Raw genomic sequence first — 17,745 nt, 5'->3', positions numbered from 1 at the left:
CCCGGGAGGCGAAGTGCCTCCCGGGCTCCTGAAAGGAACAGCGACCCGCCATGACCAACCCCTTCGAGAACCCCGACGGCACCTACCGGGTCCTGGTCAACGACGAGGGCCAGCACTCCCTGTGGCCCGACTCCGTGGCCGTACCCGCCGGCTGGACGACCGCCTACGGCCCGGACACCCGCCCCGCCTGCCTCGACCACATCGAGCGCGAGTGGACCGACCTGCGACCCAAGAGCCTCATCGACGCCATGAACGCCTGACCACCCCACGTCACCCCACGCGACGCACGGAACGGAAGTGAACACGACGTGATCAGCGTCGAATCGACGACGGCGCCCGCGAGCCCGGCGCGGACCCCTCACCCCACGCCCGGCGACGGCACGGTCCGCCTCGGCGCCCCCGACCTGGCCGCACTGGCCCTGGTGACGGGTGGCCTGCTGGACCGGGCCGGGGAGCGGGTCGACGACCCCGACTGGCCGGCCCTCGCCCGCCACGCCTGGGAGGACGCCCCGGCCGAAGTGAGGCGGCTGGTAAGGGAGTTCCGCAGGAACTCCGGCCCCGACGGCGCCCTCGTCCTGCGGCGCCTGCCCATCGGCGCCGCCGACCTGCCGCCGACCCCGATGGTGAAGGGCTCGGTGCAGCGCGTCCCGTCACTGCCCGCGGCGACCCTGCTGCTGTTCGCGGCGGGGCTCGGCGATCCGGCCGCGTTCGCGGCCGAGAAGTCCGGCGCCCTGGTCCAGGACGTGGTCCCGGTGCCGGGGGAGGAGGAGGTCCAGGGCAACGTGGGCTCGGTCGAGCTCACCTTCCACACCGAGAACGCCTTCCACCCCCACCGCCCGGACTACGTCATGCTGCTGTGCCTGCGCCCCGACCACGAGGGCGTGGCGGAGCTGCGTACCAGCTGTGTCCGGCGCGTACTGCCCCGGCTGACCCCCGCGACCCGCGAGGCGCTCGGCCGCCCCGAGTACGTCACCCAGGCACCCCCGTCCTTCGGCCGCGGCGACACCGGCACCGTCCACGCCGTCCTCACCGGCGACCCCGAGGACCCGGACCTGTGCTTCGACGAGGCGGCCACCCGGGCCCTGACCCCCGAAGGCCGGGCCGCCCTCACCGAACTGGCGACGGTCGCCCACGCGACGTACACGGGGGTGCTGCTCCGTCCCGGAGACCTCGCCGTGGTCGACAACAGGGTGACCCTGCACGGACGTTCGGCGTTCACCCCGCGCTACGACGGCGCGGACCGCTGGCTCCAGCGGACCTTCGCGTTCAGCGACCTCCGCCGCTCCCGCGACCACCGTCCCGGCGACGGAACGGTCCTGGTCAAGTGACGCGGCTCCGCAATCGATGAAAGGTACGTGCTGACATGACCGAGGCCGACCGGACGCCCCGTACGGTGTTCGAACGTCACGAGTCGAACGTACGCAGCTACTGCCGCGACTTCCCGGTGGTCTTCGAACGCGCCAGCGGACACCACCTGTGGGACACCACCGGGCGTCGCTACGTGGACCTGCTCTGCGGGGCGGGCTCCCTCAACTACGGCCACAACCCGCCCGCGATCGTCGAACGGGTGACGGCCTACCTCGCGGCCGGCGGGCCGGTCCAGTCGCTGGACCTGCACACCACCGCGAAGGCCGACTTCCTGGAACGCTTCACCGGCCTGGTCCTGGAGCCCCGGGGACTGGGCCACTTCGTGGTGCAGTTCCCGGGCCCGGCCGGGACACTCGCGGTGGAGGCCGCGCTGAAGCTGGCCCGCAAGGTCACCGGCCGCACCGAGGTGATCGCCTTCACCGGCGGCTTCCACGGAGCGTCCCTGGGCGCCCTCGCCGCCACGACCTCCCCGCTGCTGCGCGGAGCGGCCGGGGTGGCGCTGACCGACGTCACGATCCTGCCCTACGGCGACGCGGCCCACCCGGACGGCACCGACCCCGTCACCGCCCTGGAACGGGCCCTCGGCCGGGACGCGCGGACGGCCCCGCCCGCGGCGATCCTGCTGGAGACCGTCCAGGGCGAGGGCGGCCTGCACACCGCCCCCCACGACTGGCTCGTACGGATCCGTGAACTCGCCGACGCCGTGGGCGCGTTGGTGATCGTGGACGACATCCAGGCGGGCTGCGGCCGCACCGGGACCTTCTTCAGTTTCGAGGACACCCCCGGACTCCGCCCCGACCTGGTGTGTCTGTCGAAGTCGCTCAGCGGCATGGGGCTGCCGATGGCGGCCCTGCTGATCCGCCGCGAGATCGACCGGTGGGCGCCGGGCGAGCACAACGGCACCTTCCGCGGCCACAACCTCGCCTTCGTTGCGGGCTCCGCGGCCCTGGACCACTGGACCGACCCCGAATTCACCCATCACGCCGAGCAGTTGGCCTCGGCGATCCGCACCAGCCTCGACGGCCTGGTCGCGGCCCTCCCGGCCCAGACGGCCGACGTGGTGGGCAAGGGCGCCATGAGCGGGCTGCGGTTCGCCGACGCGGACACCGCCGAGGGGGTGCGGCGTGCGCTGTTCCGCGCCGGGATCGTCGCGGAGACCTCGGGGCGGGGACACGTACTGAAACTCCTGCCGCCCCTCACGATGTCCCTCATCGAGTGGAAGGAGGTGGCCGAGGTGCTCGGCGAGGCGGTCCTCGCCACGGCCTCCGACGTCCCGGCACCCACTGCGCGGCCGTGAGTCGGCTGCTATCTTCCTAGTCAACGATGCACCTAGGTGCATCGTTGACCAGCAAGACGGTGAACCGTCGGCGCCACCGGGCCGCCGGCGTCGACGAGAGGCGGTCGGTCCGTGCCGAGCGGTGGGTATCTGCGCTATGTCGCCCTGGGCGACAGTCAGACCGAGGGGCTCGGGGACGGTGACGACGAAAGCGGTCTGCGGGGCTGGGCGGACCGGCTCGCCGAGCTGCTCGACCGTCACCGCCCCGGCCTGCGCTACGCCAACCTCGCGATACGCGGCCGCAAGGCCGGAGAGGTGCGCGCCGAACAACTCGCCCCGGCACTCGCGATGCGGCCCGACCTCGCCACCGTCGTCGCCGGGGTCAACGACGTGCTGCGCCCGCGCGTCGACCTCGACGAGGTGGCCGGCCACCTGGAGGCGATGTTCGCCGCCCTCACCGCCCAGGGCGCCACGGTCGTGACCCTCACCGCCCCCGACGTGGGGCGCATCACTCCGCTGGCCCGCCCGATCGGCCGCCGCGTGCTCGCGCTCAACGATCGCGTACGGGAGGCCGCCGCCCGCCACGGCGTGCTGGTCGCGGAGACGGCCGCGCACCCCGTCGTGACCGATCCACGGCTGTGGAGCGCGGACCGGCTGCACGCCGGTCCGCTGGGGCACGCGCGCATCGCGGCCGCCGTGGCCCAGGCGCTCGAACTGCCCGGCAGCGACGACACCTGGACGCACCCCCTTCCGGCCGAGGGCACGGACGCCGCCGCCTGGCGGGCCGTGGGCGCCGAGGTGCGCTGGGCCGGCGCCTTCCTCGGCCCCTGGCTCGGCCGCCGCCTGCGCGGCCGCTCCTCCGGCGACGGCCGCCGGGCCAAGAGACCGACCCTCCTGCCGGTGACCGCGCCCGCGCGCTAGGCGTACGCCCGGCGCCCTCGCCCTCGCCCTCCGTACGACACGGCCTCGCCCGGTGTGCGCTGCGACGGCCTCGCTAGGTGCGTGAGCGCGCGGCGGCCGCGCGCTGGTCGAGTCGGCGCAGGGCCATGTCCCCCCACTGCAGGTTCTCCCGCTCCAGAGCCATCCCGCGCAGCAGCGTGAGGTACGGTCCGACGCGTTCCGCCTCGGCGAAGTACGCCTCCTCCGAGCGCCCGTCGAGGAGGCGCTGGCGCAGCCTCTCGTAGCGGGCGAGCTTGGCGGTGGCCCACTCCATGCGCTGGGCGACGGCGGCCCGCACGGCCTCGCTGTCGCCGACGTCCACGCACTGCACCTTGACCATCAGCTCGTCCCGGATCACCCCCGGCTTCCCGGGCGGCTCGGCGGTGTAGGCGTGCACGGCCTCGCGCCCGGCCCGGGTCAGTGAGAACAGCCGCTTGTTGGGCCGGCGCTCCTGCTCGACGACGCGGGCCGTGACCAGCCCTTCGGCCTCCATGCGTTCCAGCTCCCGGTAGAGCTGCTGGGGAGTCGACATCCAGAAGTTGGCGACCGTCGCGTCGAACGCCTTCGCGAGGTCGTACCCGGACGCCTCGCCCTCCAACAGCGCGGCCATCACCGCGTTCCGCAAAGCCATGAGCACACGCTAGCAGTGCTGCTACTCTCCTCCTCACCTAATCAATTCCTTGTATATAGATCCCTGTGAGAGGTGGGTTCATGCACGCCTTCCGTGAGGCTGTGGAGAACGGCGACATGGACGCCGTCGCCGCCCTGCTGGCCGACGACGTCGTCTTCACCAGCCCGGTCGCGTTCAAGCCGTACCCGGGCAAGGCGATGACCGCCGCGATCCTGCGCGGTGTGTCCCGGGTCTTCGAGGACTTCACCTACGTCCGCGAGATCGCCAACCCCGACGGGCGCGACCACGCCTTCGTCTTCACCGCGACCATCGCCGGCAAGCAGCTCCAGGGCTGCGACTTCCTGCACTTCGACGACCAGGGGAAGATCGACGAGTTCACGGTGATGGTCCGCCCCCTCTCTGCCGCGCAGGCCCTGTCCGAGGCGATGGGCGCCCAGTTCGACCGGATCGCCCGGGAGGCGGCCGACGGTGTCAGTGCCCGTTCGTAGGATCGCGGCATGTCCGATGCCTTCACGGTCCTGTGGACCCATGACACATGCCGTGCCCTGCGCGCGGCGGGGCGCGAGGGTGAGCGCCCGCCCGTCGCGTTCAGCGGCGTCCATTCCTCGCTGCCCGCCTGGTCGGGCGCCCGCCCCGGGGACGAGGTGTACGCGCTGCACGTGAACCGGGGCGAGGTGCTGCTGGTGAGCCGGATGCGCGTGGTCGACAGGGAGCGGCGCGGCTGCTGCGGCGCCGCTCCGGCGACCTGGCGGGACGCGGGTTTCCCGGGGCACCACGACTGGGCGGCGCTCGGCGCGGGCGGCTGCGGCGCCGAGGCCGTGCACGTGGACGCCACGCCCGTGCGCTTCGACATGGCGATACCCGGCGAGCTCCTGGGCCGACTGACCTGGCGCAACCGCCGAGGACAGACCAGGGGTCTGAAGTACGTGGTGGACGGCCGTCTGCAGCGGGCGGTCAGCCTCCAGGGGTTCTACCGCCTCACACCCGAGTCGGCCGAGGACCTCGCGGCGGTTGTCGCTGCCACCGCCCGCTGACCCCGTCCGTCCCGTCGTCCCTGTCAGTCTGCCGTCGGGCCCTGCGCGACCTCCGCTCGCGTGAATCCGCTGCTCCGCTCCACTTTCGCCACATGCAGCGTGTAGCTCTGGTACCACTGGGCCCGCCCGCGCTTCTGCGCCGCGCGGTGCTCCAGGTCGTCACGCCACCGCGTCAGCTCGTCGACGTCACGGAAGTAGCTGACCGTGATGCCGAGCCCGCCGGGGGTCTGCGCATGGTCCATCCCCAGGTATCCGGGGATGTCCTTCACGAGGTCCTCCATGCGCGCGGCCGTCTCGGTGTACCCCTCCTGCTCCGGGGTGCGCACCGTGGTGAACACGACCGCGTAGTAAGGGGGTTCATAGGCCTGGACGGGCACGACAGCCGCGTCGGAGTGATCGCTCATGACTCCACCGTACGGGGCGTGACGCACTCCGCGGCGGGCTGCGGCCGCGCTGCGCCCGGGACCAGCGCGCGGATGGACGGGGTGGCGACCATGACGAGCGTGGCGAGGAGGATGAGCGCGGCGGCGGCGTAGAGGGTGGCCTGGAGGCCGAGGAGGAGCACGGCGGGCCCGGCGGCGAACTGGGCGAGCGGGAGCGCGAGGTAGGAGCCGAGGTCGTCGTAGGCGTAGACGCGGGCAAGACGGTCCTCGGGGATCTGCTCGTTGAGGGTCGAGTACCAGGCGACGCCGGCCTGTTCGCCGCCCACGCCCGCCACGAAGTTGGCCACGACCAGCAGCCAGGTGTACGGGGCGAGCGCGAGCAGCAGCGGGATCGTCGCCGTCAGACCCATCAGCGCGCAGCCGACCAGGATCGCGCGCCGGGGCCGCCATCTCAGCGACAGGACGCCGCCGGCGACCGCGCCGAGCGAGCCCGAGGCGAGGGCCAGGCCCCAGCCGCTGCGGCCGATCCCGGTGCTGTCGGCGACGGCCGGTCCGAGGACGGTGAACGAGGCGGTGAGGCCGGCGTTGAGGAAGCAGAAGCACACCACGATCACCCACACCCAGCTGCGGGAGGTGAACTCCCGCCAGCCGACGCGCAGTTCATGCACCACACCGGGGCTGGGCGCGGGCGGCGCGGCCTGGACGCGGACCAGCGCGAAGAACGTGGCGGCGAGCGCGAAGCTGAGCGCGTCGACGGCCAGGCCCCAGCCCGGGCCGATCGCGGCGACCAGGACGCCGCCGAGCGAGGCGCCCACGACCACCGCGCTGCTGCCCGCGATGCGGGAGAGCGCGAGGGCGGCGCGGCGGGACTCGGCCGGCACGGTCTGCGGCAACAACGCCTGGGCGGCGGGCTGATAGCAGGAACCTGACGCGCCGGAGACCGCGGCGAGCACCATGAGCAGGGGGATGGCGGCGTTGTGGGTGAGGACCAGGGCGGCGATCACCGCCTGGCTCAGGCCGCAGACCACACTGCTGCCGACCAGCAGCGGGCCGCGCGGCAGCCGGTCCGCCAACACCCCGCCGTACAGCAGGAAGAGAATGCTGGTGAGGGAGTGGGCGCCGACCACCAACCCGAGCGAGCCGACCGAGCCGGTGGCGTCGAGGACGGCGAACGCCAGGGCGATCGGCGCCACTCCGTTGCCGAGCAGATTGGCCGTCGTACCGATGAAGAGGTGACGGAACGGGCGGTGGCGCAGCGGCGCCAGGGCGGCAGACACGCGCTTGATCGTCCGGGCCGGCCGGCGCGCCCGTCAACGGATTTTAGGACCGGCGCGGCTCGACGACCGTGCCGGTGCGCGGTGTTCAGGTGGCGTGGACCTCGACGGTGCGGCCGTCCGGGTCGGTGAGCAGATGGCGCCCCCGGGCGAGTGGGGGAGTGGCCCTCGCGCCGTTTACGGCCAGGCCCAGCCGCAGCGCGTCCGTCCGCCGGTCCGGACGGGCCGGGTAGAGCTCGAAGACCGTACCGTCGCCCAGGACGGCGGCATGGTGCTCGGGACCCCGGCCGTGTCGCTCCGCGGTGAAGTCCAGGCCGAGGTCCTGATAGAAGCGCCGGCATTCCTCGAGCCGGGGCGAGTACAACACCAGCAAGGTCACGCGGGCCGTAGCCGAGTCGGTCATGCGCACTCCCGGCGCTCTCGTGGGACGACGCGCAACGGTAGCGCGACAGGAAATCGAGATGCCGGAGCCGCGCACGCGTCCTTACCCTCGTCCCCATGCGTCACGAAACCACCCTGCTCAACGTCATCGATGTGGAGGCCACCTGCTGGGACGGACAACCGCCGCCCGGCTCGGTGCACGAGATCATCGAGATCGGTCTCACCGTCGTGGACGTGTCGGCACGGTGTCGTGTGTCCCGGCACCGTGTCCTGGTCCGCCCCGTCCGCTCGGCGGTGAGCGACTTCTGCACGGAACTGACCGGCCTGACGCAGGCCGAGGTGGAACAGGGCGTCACCTTCGCCGAGGCGTGCCGGATCCTCGTCGAGGAGCACGGGGCGGGGGAGCGGCCCTGGGCGAGCTGGGGCGAGTACGACCGTCGGCAGTTCGCTCGGCAGAGTCAGGCCGACGGCGTGGCCTACCCGTTCGGCTATCCGACGGAGCGCACGCACACCAACGCCAAGGCCGTGTTCACCGCGGCCTACGGACTGCGCAAGAAGCCCGGCATGAGCCAGGCGCTGCGGATCGCGGGACTGCCGCTCGAGGGACGCCATCACCGGGGCGAGGACGACGCGTGGAACATCGCGGCACTCGTCCTCGATCTGCTGGACCGCGAGGCGTGGCCGGCGAAGGCCTGATCAACGCGTGGACCGCCGGGCGGCCCACTCACGTTCGGCGATGGCGAGGCCGCGCTCCAGCGTCTCGACGAACACCGTCCGGTGCAGCGACACCACCGTGGGCTCGTGCCGGGCCTCGGTGCCCGAGACGGCGCCGTCTTCCTCACGCAGCCGGCAAGCGAGGTGCACCCGGTCCCCGTCAGGGAACGCGAACGCCGTCACCTCGTCGGTGCACTCCCCCCACTCCAGGAACTCCCACCGCGCGAGCGCCGCCCCGGGCTCGGCCTCGGTGCCGGCATCGCCGTACATCCAACTCTCGGCGGTGCGAAAGGAATCGGACGGCGAGGTGAAGTCCACCGGCGGCGGGGTCGGCGTACGGAAGCGGGCGAGCTCGTCCTTGAGCTTCTTGACCAGCAGGGGCGGGTAGAACGCGTTGTCCCACGTGTTCACATGAAGCCCGCCGACGAAGACATCGACGCACAGCAGCCCCGGGTCCTGGTCGACGTGGAACTCCAGACCGAACCCGCCCCGCGACCCACACAACATGGCCATCTTCCCGTCCGTGCCGCACCCCCCGCACGGCCCAACCCTACTGACCCCTATCGACGCTCACGCACCTGCTCAGTCGGTGATCGCGACAGTCACGCGTTCGCCTTCGAGCTGTTCCAGTTGCTCGAGCGTGGCGTCGTAGGTGCCGAGGTGGATGGTCCGGTCGGAAGGAGGGTTGCCCTCGCGCGCGTACCAGAAGCCGATGTTCCCCCAGGGCACGAAGTAGAGCAGGTCTCCTCGCTCCAGGGCAGACCCCGGGGAACCCTCGTGATCGAGCTTGCGGGGCAGGTAGCTGATCTTCTCCTCGCCGGCGTACTCCTCGAACGTGAGGGTGAGGGGCAGCATCGACACGAAGTCGCGGACGGCGGGGTTGTCCTCGTCGACCGTCACGTCCACCGAGGTCGCGTCGGAGGAGAACCGGATCACGGCGCCGACGATCTCATCGTCTGTCCTCTCACCGGCGTCGCCACTGCCGTCCGACGTCATGGGCCTCGACGGCGGCGCCGTGGCGGAGGCGGAGCCCGGGGAGCCCTCGGGTTCTTCGGGCGACGACGCGCAGGCCGGCAGGGCCAGCAGGAGGGAGGCCACACCAGTCGCGGACATGGTCTTCACCTTCATGAGGGCAACTTCCTTCTGAGCGGTGATGTCGACTCCACGACAGGCCGGTGGGGTGCCGGCCTGTCGTGGAGTGCTTGCGGTCAGACGAGGTTCTTGGTGAAGAACTCGTCGAGCTTGCCGAAGGGGATGACGTCTTTGCGGTCGTACAGGTCGACGTGGTCCGCGCCGGGGACGACCAGGAGGTCGATGGTGTCGGGGGCCGTCTTCTGGACGTCCTCGGAGTAGTAGCGGGAGTGCGCCTCGGATCCGGTCACCAGAAGGGCCTTGCGGGGCGCGAGCAGGTCGATGTTCGTCATCTGCCGGAAGGCGAAGAACGACATCGGCGTGGTCCCGGTCCACGCGGTGGTGGAGTTGATCGAGCGCGGGTGGTAACCGCGCCTGGTGCGGTAGTAGTTGAAGAACATCGTCGTGATCGGGTCGGCGTCCGGCGGGAGGGTCTCGGGCAGGCCGCGGTCGGAGGGGGCGACGTTGCCGTTCTCGTCGAAGGGGACCTCTGCGGAGAGCCGCGCGTAGGTGCCGTTCTCGGCGTCGATCCAGCGCTGCCGGCTGAGGTGGTCCACGACCTTCTGGCGCTGCTCACGCGTGTAGTAGTCCTGGTAGCCGCGGGACATGGCACGCGACATGTCGTACATCGCGGACGTGGCGACCGCCTTGATACGGCTGTCCGCGGCGGCCGCGGTGAGCGCCATCCCGCTCAGACCGCAGATGCCCTGCGCGCCGATCCGCTCGCGATCGACGATCTTCTGAAGGCCGAGGAAGTCGACGGCGGCGCTCCAGTCCTCGGTGTTGATGTCGGGCGAGCCCACATCGCGCACCCTGCCGCCGCTCTCCCCGGTGAAGGAGGGGTCGAAGGCGAGGGCGACGTAGCCGCGGCGGGCGAACTCGTTGGCGTAGAGCCCGGAGACCTGTTCCTTGACGGCGCCGAACGGGCCGCTGACCGCCAGGGCCGGCAGCTTGCCCCGGGCGTTCTTCGGCACGTAGAGGTCCGCGGCGAGTTCGATGCCGTAGCGGTTCTTGAACCGCACCGGGGTCCGCCTGACGGCCTTGTCCAGCGCGAACGTGTAGCCGCCCTTGGCCGTGGCCCTGCCCTGTCCGGTGGCGCCCGCGGCACGGCCGCTCTCGTCACCGAAGGCGGGCACGGCCGTGAAGGACGCGGCGGTGGCGGCGCCGGTGGCGGCGATCAGTCCGAGCGCTTTACGACGTTCCATGGAGTGGACCTCACCTGTTCGATCCGTGGGGGATAGGGGTGCGGCGGTCGCTACTGCCGTGACCCGGCCGCCATTCCAGGCAACCGCCTCCGCGTCAGGCGTGACAGGTCGGGCTTATGGGGGGTACCAGCTCAACCCCCCAACCCTGCGCGGGTGATGACTCGCGGGGTGGAAGACATGCTGATGTCGCGGCGAGGGTGCGGGGCCTTCCGCGCGAGCTCATTTCTCCGCCCCGCGAACCAGGTCGCGTTTATAGGGGGACAAGCTCAACCTCCCTATGTGACGGCCGATGGCTACCGTGGTGGACATGGCCCCAGGACCCGACCACCCGGCGGACAACCGCACCGAGATCCGAGACTTCCTCGCCAGCCGGCGCGCGAAGATCACCCCGGAGCAGGTCGGGCTGCCCGCCGGCGGTCGGCGTCGCGTTCCCGGACTGCGGCGGGAGGAAGTGGCCGTCCTCGCCGGCGTGAGCCCCGAGTGGTACACACGCCTGGAGAAGGGGCACGTCGGCGGTGTCTCCGAAGACGTCCTCGACGCGGTAGCCAAGGCGTTGCGGCTCGACGACGACGAACGTACCTATCTCTTCGACCTGGCCCGGGCCGCCCGGCCCGCCCGCCGCGAACCCACCCGTCGGAGAGGCGTCGGGGTGCCGCCCCGCGTCCAGTGGATGATCGACTCCATGACGATGTCCGCAGCGTTCGTGCGCAACGGGCGGCTGGACATCGTCGCCGGCAACCCGCTGGTCCGCGCCCTGCTCGCGCCGGTCTTCGCCAGTGCCACCGCCGACCGGCACGGGCGGGCCAACTTCGCCCGCTTCACCTTCCTCGACCCGATCGCCCGGCACTTCTACGTCGACTGGCACGAATCCGTCGTCATCACCGCCGCGTTGCTGCGCGCGGAGGCCGGGCGGGAGCCGCATGACCGGGATCTGCGCGAGTTGATCGGCGAGCTGTCCACACTCAGTCCCGAGTTCCGTACCCAGTGGGCGGCCCACGACGTCCGCATCCGCCACGACGGCATCAAGCGCCTGCGCCACCCGGACATCGGGGATCTGGAGCTGACCTACCAGTCCCTGGACCTGCCCCTTTCCGACCGAGCGGTGCACAACCTCACCGTCTACACCGCGGAGCCCGGCACCTCGCACGAAGACAGACTCAAAGTCCTCGCCAGCTGGCAAGCCGGCTCCGCCCCGGGGGAGAAGCCGACCCATCACCCTGGGTGAGCCCTGTCCAGGAGCCGTAGCCGTAGCCGTATGACGCCGGTCGGCTCGGCCGGCTCACCCCTGCGCAGCACCCGCGCGCACAGCACATCGACCCACCGGGCCGTGACCTGCCCCTTGAACGCGGCGACGCGCGCGCTTGACACGCGCGTTCCCCGGCCCTTGCCTGGGTCAACACCCCCGGTCTTGTCCGGGCGCGCCCTGCCCCGCGCTGAGCCCTTCCAGGAGGAGGTCCCCCAGTTCCGAGAAAGCGTCGCCCGCGGTCAGGCCGGTACTCTCCAGGAGGGCCCCCGACTGGACCGCGTCGATGGTCACGGCCACCACCTGGGCGGCGAAATGCCCGTTGAGCTCGCGGAAGACGCCGGCGCGCACGCCCTCCTCGATCATTTCGTGGACGCGGTGCGCGGCGGCGGCGGAGTTCTTGCGGTAGATCTCCGCCGTCGGCTTGTAACCGACCATGTCGTCGTAGAAGGCATGGGAGTGCCTGCGCATGGCGGTGCCGACGCCGGCGAGGTAGACCCGGATACGCTGCCTGGGGTCGGGTTCGGCCCGGACGACCTCCTCGATCTCGGCGGTCGCATCCCGGAAGAAGGCACGGGTGACCGCGAGTACCAGCTGTTCCTTGGTGGAGGCCAGGCTGTACAGCGTGGCCTTGGAGCACCCGAGCCGCTGGGTGAGCTCATCCATGGTCACCGAGGTGAAGCCTTCGGCCAGGATGATCGCCTCGGCCTGACGCAGCAGTTCGTCCCGCCGACGGGTGTCCACGACCCGCCTGCGCGCCGTTCGGCGCGGGCGTCGGTCACGCGAGTCGGTTTCGGCCGTCACCCTGGCTGCTCCCCTGATCATCTCCGCCGGATGCGGAGGGCGGTCGTCCGGGCCGGAAGATCGACCCTGGCGCAAGGGTACTAGAGTACCGTCTAACGTACCCATGCCGAGTGCCCCGGGCGGCGACCCGATCGGGCATCGACTCACGCAATCGGGGGACCGTCACCGCCTGACCCGCGAAGCGGCTCTACCGGATCGAGGATCCGATGGAGATTCCGCCGTCCACGTCCAGGACGACGCCGGTGATGTAGCCGGCGGCCTCGCCGGCGAGGAAGGCCGCGGCTTCGGCGATGTCCTCGGGGCGGCCGGTGTGTCGCATGGGGATCTTGTGGGTGAGTTTGTCGCGTGCGGGGCCGTTCATGGAGGCGAGCATGGGGGTCTCGATGAGGCCGGGGGCGATGGCGTTGGCGGTGATGCCGTGGCGGGCGCCTTCGAGGGCGAGGGTGCGGGTCATGCCGACGATGCCGGCCTTGGCGGCCACGTAGTTGGTCTGGCCGAAGTTCCCGCGCCAGGACATGGAGGAGAAGCTGACGATGCGTCCGTAGCCCTGGCGTTTCATCGGGCCGAACGCGGCGCGGGCGCAGTGGAAGCCGCCGGTGAGGCTGACGTCGACGACCGCGTGCCAGTCGTCGTCGGTGATGTCCTCGATACGGTTGTCGCGGATGATGCCGGCGTTGTTGATCAGCACGTCGAGGCGGCCGAGGTCGGTGGTGATGCCGTCGATCCAGGCGTCGACCTGGGCCGAGTCGGTCACGTCCACGACGTCGGTGCGGGCGCTGCTTATGGTTGCCGCCGCGTCGGCGAGAGCCGCTTCGTTGACGTCGGCCAGCGCGACGGTGGCGCCCTCCGCGGCGAACCGGGTCGCCATGGCGAGGCCGAGGCCCTGGGCGGCGCCGGTGATGGCGACGACGCGTCCCTGGTAGCGATTCATGTGTGGTCCGCTTTCGTGGTGGGCGCCGATGTGGTGGGCGCCGTTGTGGTGGGCGCTTTCGTGGTGTGGGGAGCGAGGAAGGCCCGCAGGGCGTCGGCGACCTCGCTCGCCGGCCAGTTGTCCGCGAAGGTGGCCAGTTCCTCGCGCAGGGCCTGCTCGGGGCCCATGCCGTCGATCCGGTGCAGCAGCGTCTTGAGGTGTTGCTGAGCGGGGCCGTGACGATCGGCCAACTGCCGGCAGACGCGGATGGCGGTCGCGTCGAGGTCGGCCTCGGGCACGGTCGCGTGGATCCAGCCGGTGTCGGCGAAGGCGGTCGCGGGCAGCAGTTCGCCGGTGAGCAGGAGCCAGCGGGACAGCCCCCGTCCGACCGCGCCGGGCAGCCGGACGCTCGACCCGCCGGCCGGGACCAGGCGCCTCTGCAGGTGACCGTCGCCGATCAGCGTGGTGTCGGCGGCGACGACGACATCGCAGGCCAGGGCGAGTTCGAGGCCCCCGGCGACCGCGTGACCATGCAGCACGGCGACCCACGGTTTCGGGCTCGCCGCGATACGGCTGAAGCAAGCTGACACGTCGGTCAGGAAGCCGACCGGGTTCTCCCCCCGGTCGTGGAGTTCGAGGAACTGGTGGAAGTCCCCGCCGGCGCAGAAGCTCGGGCCCCTGCCCGCCACCGCGACGACCGCGGTGGCGGGGTCGGCCTCGGCGCTGGTGATCTGCTTGTCCAGCGCTTCGATGAGGGTGACATCGAGGGCGTTGCGCCGCTCGGGGCGGTTGAGCGACAGCCATCGGACGGGGCCGCGTTGCTCGACGAGCAGTGGTTCGATGCCGGTCAACGTGGCTCCGGGGTGGTGGTGCGGTCGGTGCGTCGGCGGTCACGCAGCACATAGCGCTGGATCTTGCCGCTCGGGGTCTTGGGCAGGGCGTCGATGAAATGGATGGTGCGCGGATAGGCGTGGGCGGCGTAGCGGGTCTTGACCAACTGCTGAAGCTCGGCGGCCAGTTCGGGTGATCCCTCGACGCCGTCGCGGGGGACGACGTAGGCCTCGATGACCTCGCCGCGGACCTCGTCGGGTGCGCCGATGACGCTGCACTCGGCGACTGCGGGGTGCTGGGCGAGGACGCTCTCGATCTCGAACGGTCCGATCCGGTACCCGGCCATGATGATGACGTCGTCGTCGCGGGAGGAGAAGAAGAAGTCTCCGTCGGCGTCGACCCGTCCGGCGTCGCCGGTGAGGTAGTAGCGGCCGTCCGGGGTGAACTTGGATGCGCTCTGCCCGGCGATCTGGTAGTCGCGGAAGGTCATCAGCGGGCTCGCCGCGACGTCGATCGCGACCCGGCCGAGGACATCCGGTCCGGCGGGCTCGTCCTTGTCGTCGGCGAGGACGGTCAGGCTCCAGCCGGGTACCGGCCGGCCCATCGATCCGGCTTTGAGGGGGCGGGCGAGTTCGGGATGGTGGTGGTTGGCCAGGGGCATGCCGACCTCGGTCTGCCCGAAGTGGTCGTGCACGGCCAGGCCGAGCGCGGTGGCGGCCCACTCGTTGACCTCGGGGGTCAGGGGCTCACCCGCGCTGGACGCCCGTTCCAGCCGCAGCCCCTGCGGTACAGGTACCGATGAGGAGCGCAGTCCCCGGTACACGGTGGGGGCGGCGGTGAAGTCGGTGACCCGGTGGTCGAGGAGGGTGCGCCAGGTCGTCTCGGGAGAGAACCCGCCGGACAGCAACAGACTGGGGATGCCGGCGGCCAGCGGAGCGACGATCGCGGAGTACAGCCCGTAGGCCCAGCCGGGGTCGGCCGCGCACCAGTAGCTGCTGTCCGGGGTGACGCCCAGCCCGTACTCCAGGTAGATCTGCCATCCGGTGATGTAGGAGACGGGGTGGATGACCCCCTTGGGCTTGCCGGTGGTGCCGGAGGTGAACATGTGCACGAGGGGCCCGTGCCCGCTCGTGGTGACGGTGGGGACCGGCTCGGGCGACGCGGCTGCGACGAGTCCGGCCAGTGACAAGTCACCGCGTGACGTGCCGGTCCCGGTGACGACGATGCGGCGCTCGGGGTCCTCCGGCATGTCGGGGCCCGGATCGAGCTTGTGCCGCTGATCGGGGTCGACGACCACCACGTGCGCACCCGCGCCCTCCAGCCGCAGGGCGATGGCCTGGGGCGCGAACGCGGTGAACAGCGGGACGTACACCGCGCCCAGCCGCCAGACCGCCAGGATGACGGTGACCAGATCGGTGCTCTTGCCCATCAGGGTCGCCACCCGGTCACCCGGGCCGACTCCGAGCCCTTGCAGAGCCCGGGCGTACCGGTGCGAGTCCGCGGCGAGGTCGCCGAAGGTCAGCGTCGAAGACTTCCCGGTGCCGTCGACCACGGTGAACGCCGTGCGGTCGGCCGGATGCCGGTCGCACAGGAGCCCGGCCACGTCGAGGGAAGACGCCGTGAAGGTCGCGGTCAGTTCGGAGACCCGGTCAAAGACCCGGTCGGCGGCGCTCACGCCTGGTCCTTGCGGTCGATGATCGGCAGTACCAGACGGCTGGGGTGGTTCGGTCCGTGGTGGATGTGGTTGATCGCGGGAACCATCTGCTCCTCGCTCTCGCGGGCGATGACGCCACCGGTGTTGGTGTTGCGGTCGTAACGCGGGAAGTTGCTGCTGGAGACGTCCACGCGGATGCGGTGACCGGGCAGGAACACATTGGAGGTGCCGGTCATGTCGACGGTGATCTCGTAGACCGTGCCTGGCTCCATCAGTTCCTCCGTGGCCAGGCCGCCCCGGTAGCGGGTGCGCAGGATGCCGTCGCACAGGTTGATCGCCCTGCCGTCCGGGAAGACGTCGACGAGCTTGGCGGTGAAGTCGGTGTCCACCGCCGACGAGGACACGTACAGGGTCAGGCTGACCGGACCGGTGACCTCGACGGCCTCGTCCAGAACGGGGGTCGCGAAGCACAGGACGTCGTCGCGGGCGGCGACCTTCCGCTGGTCGACCGGGCCGCAGAACCCCGGGGTCGTCGGCATGGACGCCCCGCCCGCCGAGGGGACCGGGCGGCGCGGGTCGTACAGGTAGGTCTCGTGCCCGGCCTCGGTCGGCGCCTCGGTGGTCAACGTCCCATCGCCGTCCGCGGTGTTGGCGCGGCCGGTGCTCGTGAGGTGGTAGTCGGTCCACTGCGTGTCGGGCAGCGGCCACTCCTGCTCGTCGCGCCACTGGTCGATGCCCATCACGAAGAGCTTCACCGGCGCCACGCCGTCCAGGGCCGTGGCGTCACCGCGCAGCCAGCGGTCGAAGAACTTCACATGCAGGTCCGCCAGGCCCATCATCTGCGCGTCGGCCAATGGGCCGAAGGACCGGTCGGCAAAGACGCCAACCGTGGAGCCGTGATCCCACGGACCGACGATCAGCCGCTGCCCCTCACGAGCCTGGGCAGTGCCCGCCTTCTGACGGGCGGCGGTGTAGGTGCGCAGGGTCTGCCCGATGTAGAGGTCGTACCAGCCACCGATGTTCAGCGCCGGGACGGTGACGTTCTTGAGCTCGGGCGTGAGCTCCATGGCGTCCCAGTACTCGTCGTGGGAGGGGTGGGCCATCCAGTCGTCCCACCACTTCCCGTACGCCGCCAGGACAGGAACCTCCGCCGTCGGCAGCATCTCGTTGAGAGCTTCCAAGGACAGAGCCGCCTGACCGAGCTCCCGCAGGTGGGACGCGGTGGCCTCACCGGCCGCCAGGGACCGCCGCGCGTCAGCCCCGTACATCATGACGTTCCACAGCGTGACCAGGCTCAGCGACAGCGCACCGCCCGGGCCGTACCAGGGCGCCTCGTAGTTGTCGATCGAAGTGAAGGTCGGTGCGATCGCCTTGAGGCCGGGGGCGCCGGTCACGGCGGTCTCCCACTGGACCATCCCCAGATAGGACGGCCCGTACATGCCCACCGTGCCGTCCGACCACGGCTGCTGGGTGATCCAGGCGACGGTGTCCGCACCGTCGTGCCGGTCCGCCATATGAGGAACGAACTCGCCTTCCGAGCGGTGTGTGCCCCGGCAGTCCTGCACCACCAACGCGTAACCGGCCTCCAGCAGAGCCAGAACGTTGGGCAGGGAGCCGTGGCCGAGGAGGGCCGAGTCCTTGCTGTACGGCAGGCGCACGAGCAGCGTCGGAGCCTTGCCCTCGGCCGGATGCCACACGTTGGCGGCGAGAGCCACGCCGTCACGCATCGGGACCCGGACGTCAATGTCGTATAGGTGCTGCATCGGTGCTCCTCATCGAGCAGACGGCATCATGGCGAATGCGGGTACGTTAAGAGGTACGTTCGTACCCTGTCAATTACCGCTCGGAGGGCAGACCTATGGCCTTGGATGCCGTGGCGCCACTGAAAGCGCGATCCCTGGCTGGGGCGCCGGCCCGGTGACGCCTCCTGATCCCCGGGCCGGGTGTCCCGCATTGACCACCAGATG

The 17,745-nt window shown here is 71.1% G+C and carries 21 protein-coding genes; 8 read left to right on the top strand and 13 right to left on the bottom strand.

Translation table 11 applies throughout. The features are described 5' to 3' along the window. The first annotated feature begins 50 nt into the window (after nt 1-50). The 4 genes from L3078_RS05855 to L3078_RS05840 all read left to right on the top strand — a co-directional run bounded on the left by L3078_RS05855 (nt 51) and on the right by L3078_RS05840 (nt 3,565). The gene (locus L3078_RS05855; RefSeq protein ID WP_239751510.1) at nt 51-260 is read left to right on the top strand and encodes an MbtH family protein; all 210 of its coding nucleotides are present in this window, start codon (nt 51-53) and stop codon (nt 258-260) included. 48 nt (nt 261-308) lie between these two features. Further along, entirely contained in the window at nt 309-1,328 is a 1,020-nt protein-coding gene (locus tag L3078_RS05850) for a TauD/TfdA family dioxygenase (RefSeq protein ID WP_239751508.1), read from the top strand. A 35-nt stretch (nt 1,329-1,363) separates the two neighbouring features. Further along, nucleotides 1,364-2,665 carry a diaminobutyrate--2-oxoglutarate transaminase gene (locus L3078_RS05845; RefSeq protein ID WP_239751506.1) on the top strand — a complete coding sequence of 434 codons (1,302 nt, stop codon included), beginning with the start codon at nt 1,364-1,366 and terminating at the stop codon, nt 2,663-2,665. 111 nt (nt 2,666-2,776) lie between these two features. Continuing rightward, on the top strand, nt 2,777-3,565 hold the full coding sequence (locus L3078_RS05840; protein ID WP_239751504.1) for an SGNH/GDSL hydrolase family protein: 789 nt from the start codon (nt 2,777-2,779) through the stop codon (nt 3,563-3,565). A gap of 73 nt (nt 3,566-3,638) precedes the next feature. Here the strand turns inward: L3078_RS05840 and L3078_RS05835 are convergent, their stop codons facing one another. Next, nucleotides 3,639-4,214, bottom strand: a complete 576-nt coding sequence (locus L3078_RS05835) for a PadR family transcriptional regulator (RefSeq protein WP_239751502.1) — start codon at nt 4,212-4,214, stop codon at nt 3,639-3,641. An 80-nt stretch (nt 4,215-4,294) separates the two neighbouring features. Here L3078_RS05835 and L3078_RS05830 point away from each other — a divergent pair, with 80 nt between their 5' ends. Next, the gene (locus L3078_RS05830; RefSeq protein WP_239751500.1) at nt 4,295-4,702 is read left to right on the top strand and encodes a nuclear transport factor 2 family protein; all 408 of its coding nucleotides are present in this window, start codon (nt 4,295-4,297) and stop codon (nt 4,700-4,702) included. Between the two features lie 9 nt (nt 4,703-4,711). Then, a complete protein-coding gene (locus L3078_RS05825; protein ID WP_239751498.1) occupies nt 4,712-5,248 on the top strand; it encodes a hypothetical protein in 537 nt (178 codons plus the stop codon). 23 nt (nt 5,249-5,271) lie between these two features. Here the strand turns inward: L3078_RS05825 and L3078_RS05820 are convergent, their stop codons facing one another. The 3 genes from L3078_RS05820 to L3078_RS05810 form a co-directional block, all read right to left on the bottom strand. Further along, nucleotides 5,272-5,652 carry an antibiotic biosynthesis monooxygenase family protein gene (locus tag L3078_RS05820; RefSeq protein ID WP_239751496.1) on the bottom strand — a complete coding sequence of 127 codons (381 nt, stop codon included), beginning with the start codon at nt 5,650-5,652 and terminating at the stop codon, nt 5,272-5,274. Next, complete coding sequence (locus tag L3078_RS05815; RefSeq protein WP_239751495.1) at nt 5,649-6,908, bottom strand: MFS transporter; 1,260 nt, start codon at nt 6,906-6,908, stop codon at nt 5,649-5,651. Before L3078_RS05815 ends, L3078_RS05820 begins: the two co-directional genes overlap by 4 nt. A gap of 85 nt (nt 6,909-6,993) precedes the next feature. Beyond that, nucleotides 6,994-7,308, bottom strand: a complete 315-nt coding sequence (locus tag L3078_RS05810) for a VOC family protein (RefSeq protein ID WP_239751492.1) — start codon at nt 7,306-7,308, stop codon at nt 6,994-6,996. 95 nt (nt 7,309-7,403) lie between these two features. Here L3078_RS05810 and L3078_RS05805 point away from each other — a divergent pair, with 95 nt between their 5' ends. Then, a complete protein-coding gene (locus L3078_RS05805; RefSeq protein ID WP_239751490.1) occupies nt 7,404-7,982 on the top strand; it encodes a 3'-5' exonuclease in 579 nt (192 codons plus the stop codon). Here L3078_RS05805 and L3078_RS05800 read toward each other — a convergent pair whose 3' ends face one another. The 3 genes from L3078_RS05800 to L3078_RS05790 all read right to left on the bottom strand — a co-directional run bounded on the left by L3078_RS05800 (nt 7,983) and on the right by L3078_RS05790 (nt 10,336). Beyond that, nucleotides 7,983-8,513: a hypothetical protein gene (locus tag L3078_RS05800; protein ID WP_239751488.1), complete on the bottom strand. Its 531-nt coding sequence runs from the start codon at nt 8,511-8,513 to the stop codon at nt 7,983-7,985. It lies immediately after the preceding gene. 69 nt (nt 8,514-8,582) lie between these two features. After that, nucleotides 8,583-9,113, bottom strand: a complete 531-nt coding sequence (locus L3078_RS05795; protein ID WP_239751486.1) for a cyclophilin-like fold protein — start codon at nt 9,111-9,113, stop codon at nt 8,583-8,585. 95 nt (nt 9,114-9,208) lie between these two features. Further along, nucleotides 9,209-10,336, bottom strand: coding sequence for an alpha/beta hydrolase (locus L3078_RS05790; RefSeq protein ID WP_239751484.1), 1,128 nt, complete (start codon nt 10,334-10,336; stop codon nt 9,209-9,211). 307 nt (nt 10,337-10,643) lie between these two features. Between L3078_RS05790 and L3078_RS05785 the strand changes: the two genes are divergently transcribed. After that, nucleotides 10,644-11,561 carry a helix-turn-helix transcriptional regulator gene (locus L3078_RS05785; protein ID WP_239751481.1) on the top strand — a complete coding sequence of 306 codons (918 nt, stop codon included), beginning with the start codon at nt 10,644-10,646 and terminating at the stop codon, nt 11,559-11,561. On the opposite strand, the gene L3078_RS05780 is transcribed toward L3078_RS05785, so the two are convergent. The 6 genes from L3078_RS05780 to L3078_RS05755 form a co-directional block, all read right to left on the bottom strand. After that, a complete protein-coding gene (locus tag L3078_RS05780) occupies nt 11,549-11,704 on the bottom strand; it encodes a hypothetical protein (protein ID WP_239751478.1) in 156 nt (51 codons plus the stop codon). The two genes, L3078_RS05785 and L3078_RS05780, sit on opposite strands and share 13 nt — an antisense overlap. Before the next feature lie 25 nt (nt 11,705-11,729). After that, entirely contained in the window at nt 11,730-12,383 is a 654-nt protein-coding gene (locus tag L3078_RS05775; RefSeq protein WP_239751476.1) for a TetR/AcrR family transcriptional regulator, read from the bottom strand. A gap of 187 nt (nt 12,384-12,570) precedes the next feature. Continuing rightward, nucleotides 12,571-13,314: an SDR family oxidoreductase gene (locus L3078_RS05770; protein WP_239751474.1), complete on the bottom strand. Its 744-nt coding sequence runs from the start codon at nt 13,312-13,314 to the stop codon at nt 12,571-12,573. Next, a complete protein-coding gene (locus tag L3078_RS05765; protein WP_239751469.1) occupies nt 13,311-14,144 on the bottom strand; it encodes an enoyl-CoA hydratase/isomerase family protein in 834 nt (277 codons plus the stop codon). Before L3078_RS05765 ends, L3078_RS05770 begins: the two co-directional genes overlap by 4 nt. Further along, nucleotides 14,141-15,799, bottom strand: coding sequence for an AMP-binding protein (locus L3078_RS05760; protein ID WP_239751468.1), 1,659 nt, complete (start codon nt 15,797-15,799; stop codon nt 14,141-14,143). Before L3078_RS05760 ends, L3078_RS05765 begins: the two co-directional genes overlap by 4 nt. Further along, nucleotides 15,796-17,541, bottom strand: coding sequence for a CocE/NonD family hydrolase (locus L3078_RS05755; RefSeq protein ID WP_239751466.1), 1,746 nt, complete (start codon nt 17,539-17,541; stop codon nt 15,796-15,798). Before L3078_RS05755 ends, L3078_RS05760 begins: the two co-directional genes overlap by 4 nt. Nucleotides 17,542-17,745: the final 204 nt, after the last annotated feature.

Origin of the sequence: Streptomyces deccanensis (assembly GCF_022385335.1) — a bacterium.
Classification (GTDB): domain Bacteria; phylum Actinomycetota; class Actinomycetes; order Streptomycetales; family Streptomycetaceae; genus Streptomyces; species Streptomyces deccanensis.
The sequence above is the reverse complement of the archived record's forward strand: the minus strand, read 5'-3'. Positions and strand labels throughout refer to the sequence as shown.

Excerpts from the sequence above, each read along its gene's own strand:
- L3078_RS05855 (WP_239751510.1), top strand. The coding sequence starts at position 51 with ATGACCAACCCCTTCGAGAACCCCGACGGCACCTACCGGGTCCTGGTC.
- L3078_RS05845 (WP_239751506.1), top strand. The coding sequence starts at position 1,364 with ATGACCGAGGCCGACCGGACGCCCCGTACGGTGTTCGAACGTCACGAG.
- L3078_RS05835 (WP_239751502.1), bottom strand. The coding sequence starts at position 4,214 with ATGGCTTTGCGGAACGCGGTGATGGCCGCGCTGTTGGAGGGCGAGGCG.
- L3078_RS05830 (WP_239751500.1), top strand. The coding sequence starts at position 4,295 with ATGCACGCCTTCCGTGAGGCTGTGGAGAACGGCGACATGGACGCCGTC.
- L3078_RS05825 (WP_239751498.1), top strand. The coding sequence starts at position 4,712 with ATGTCCGATGCCTTCACGGTCCTGTGGACCCATGACACATGCCGTGCC.
- L3078_RS05820 (WP_239751496.1), bottom strand. The coding sequence starts at position 5,652 with ATGAGCGATCACTCCGACGCGGCTGTCGTGCCCGTCCAGGCCTATGAA.
- L3078_RS05810 (WP_239751492.1), bottom strand. The coding sequence starts at position 7,308 with ATGACCGACTCGGCTACGGCCCGCGTGACCTTGCTGGTGTTGTACTCG.
- L3078_RS05805 (WP_239751490.1), top strand. The coding sequence starts at position 7,404 with ATGCGTCACGAAACCACCCTGCTCAACGTCATCGATGTGGAGGCCACC.
- L3078_RS05800 (WP_239751488.1), bottom strand. The coding sequence starts at position 8,513 with ATGGCCATGTTGTGTGGGTCGCGGGGCGGGTTCGGTCTGGAGTTCCAC.
- L3078_RS05795 (WP_239751486.1), bottom strand. The coding sequence starts at position 9,113 with ATGTCCGCGACTGGTGTGGCCTCCCTCCTGCTGGCCCTGCCGGCCTGC.
- L3078_RS05790 (WP_239751484.1), bottom strand. The coding sequence starts at position 10,336 with ATGGAACGTCGTAAAGCGCTCGGACTGATCGCCGCCACCGGCGCCGCC.
- L3078_RS05785 (WP_239751481.1), top strand. The coding sequence starts at position 10,644 with ATGGCCCCAGGACCCGACCACCCGGCGGACAACCGCACCGAGATCCGA.
- L3078_RS05770 (WP_239751474.1), bottom strand. The coding sequence starts at position 13,314 with ATGAATCGCTACCAGGGACGCGTCGTCGCCATCACCGGCGCCGCCCAG.
- L3078_RS05755 (WP_239751466.1), bottom strand. The coding sequence starts at position 17,541 with ATGCAGCACCTATACGACATTGACGTCCGGGTCCCGATGCGTGACGGC.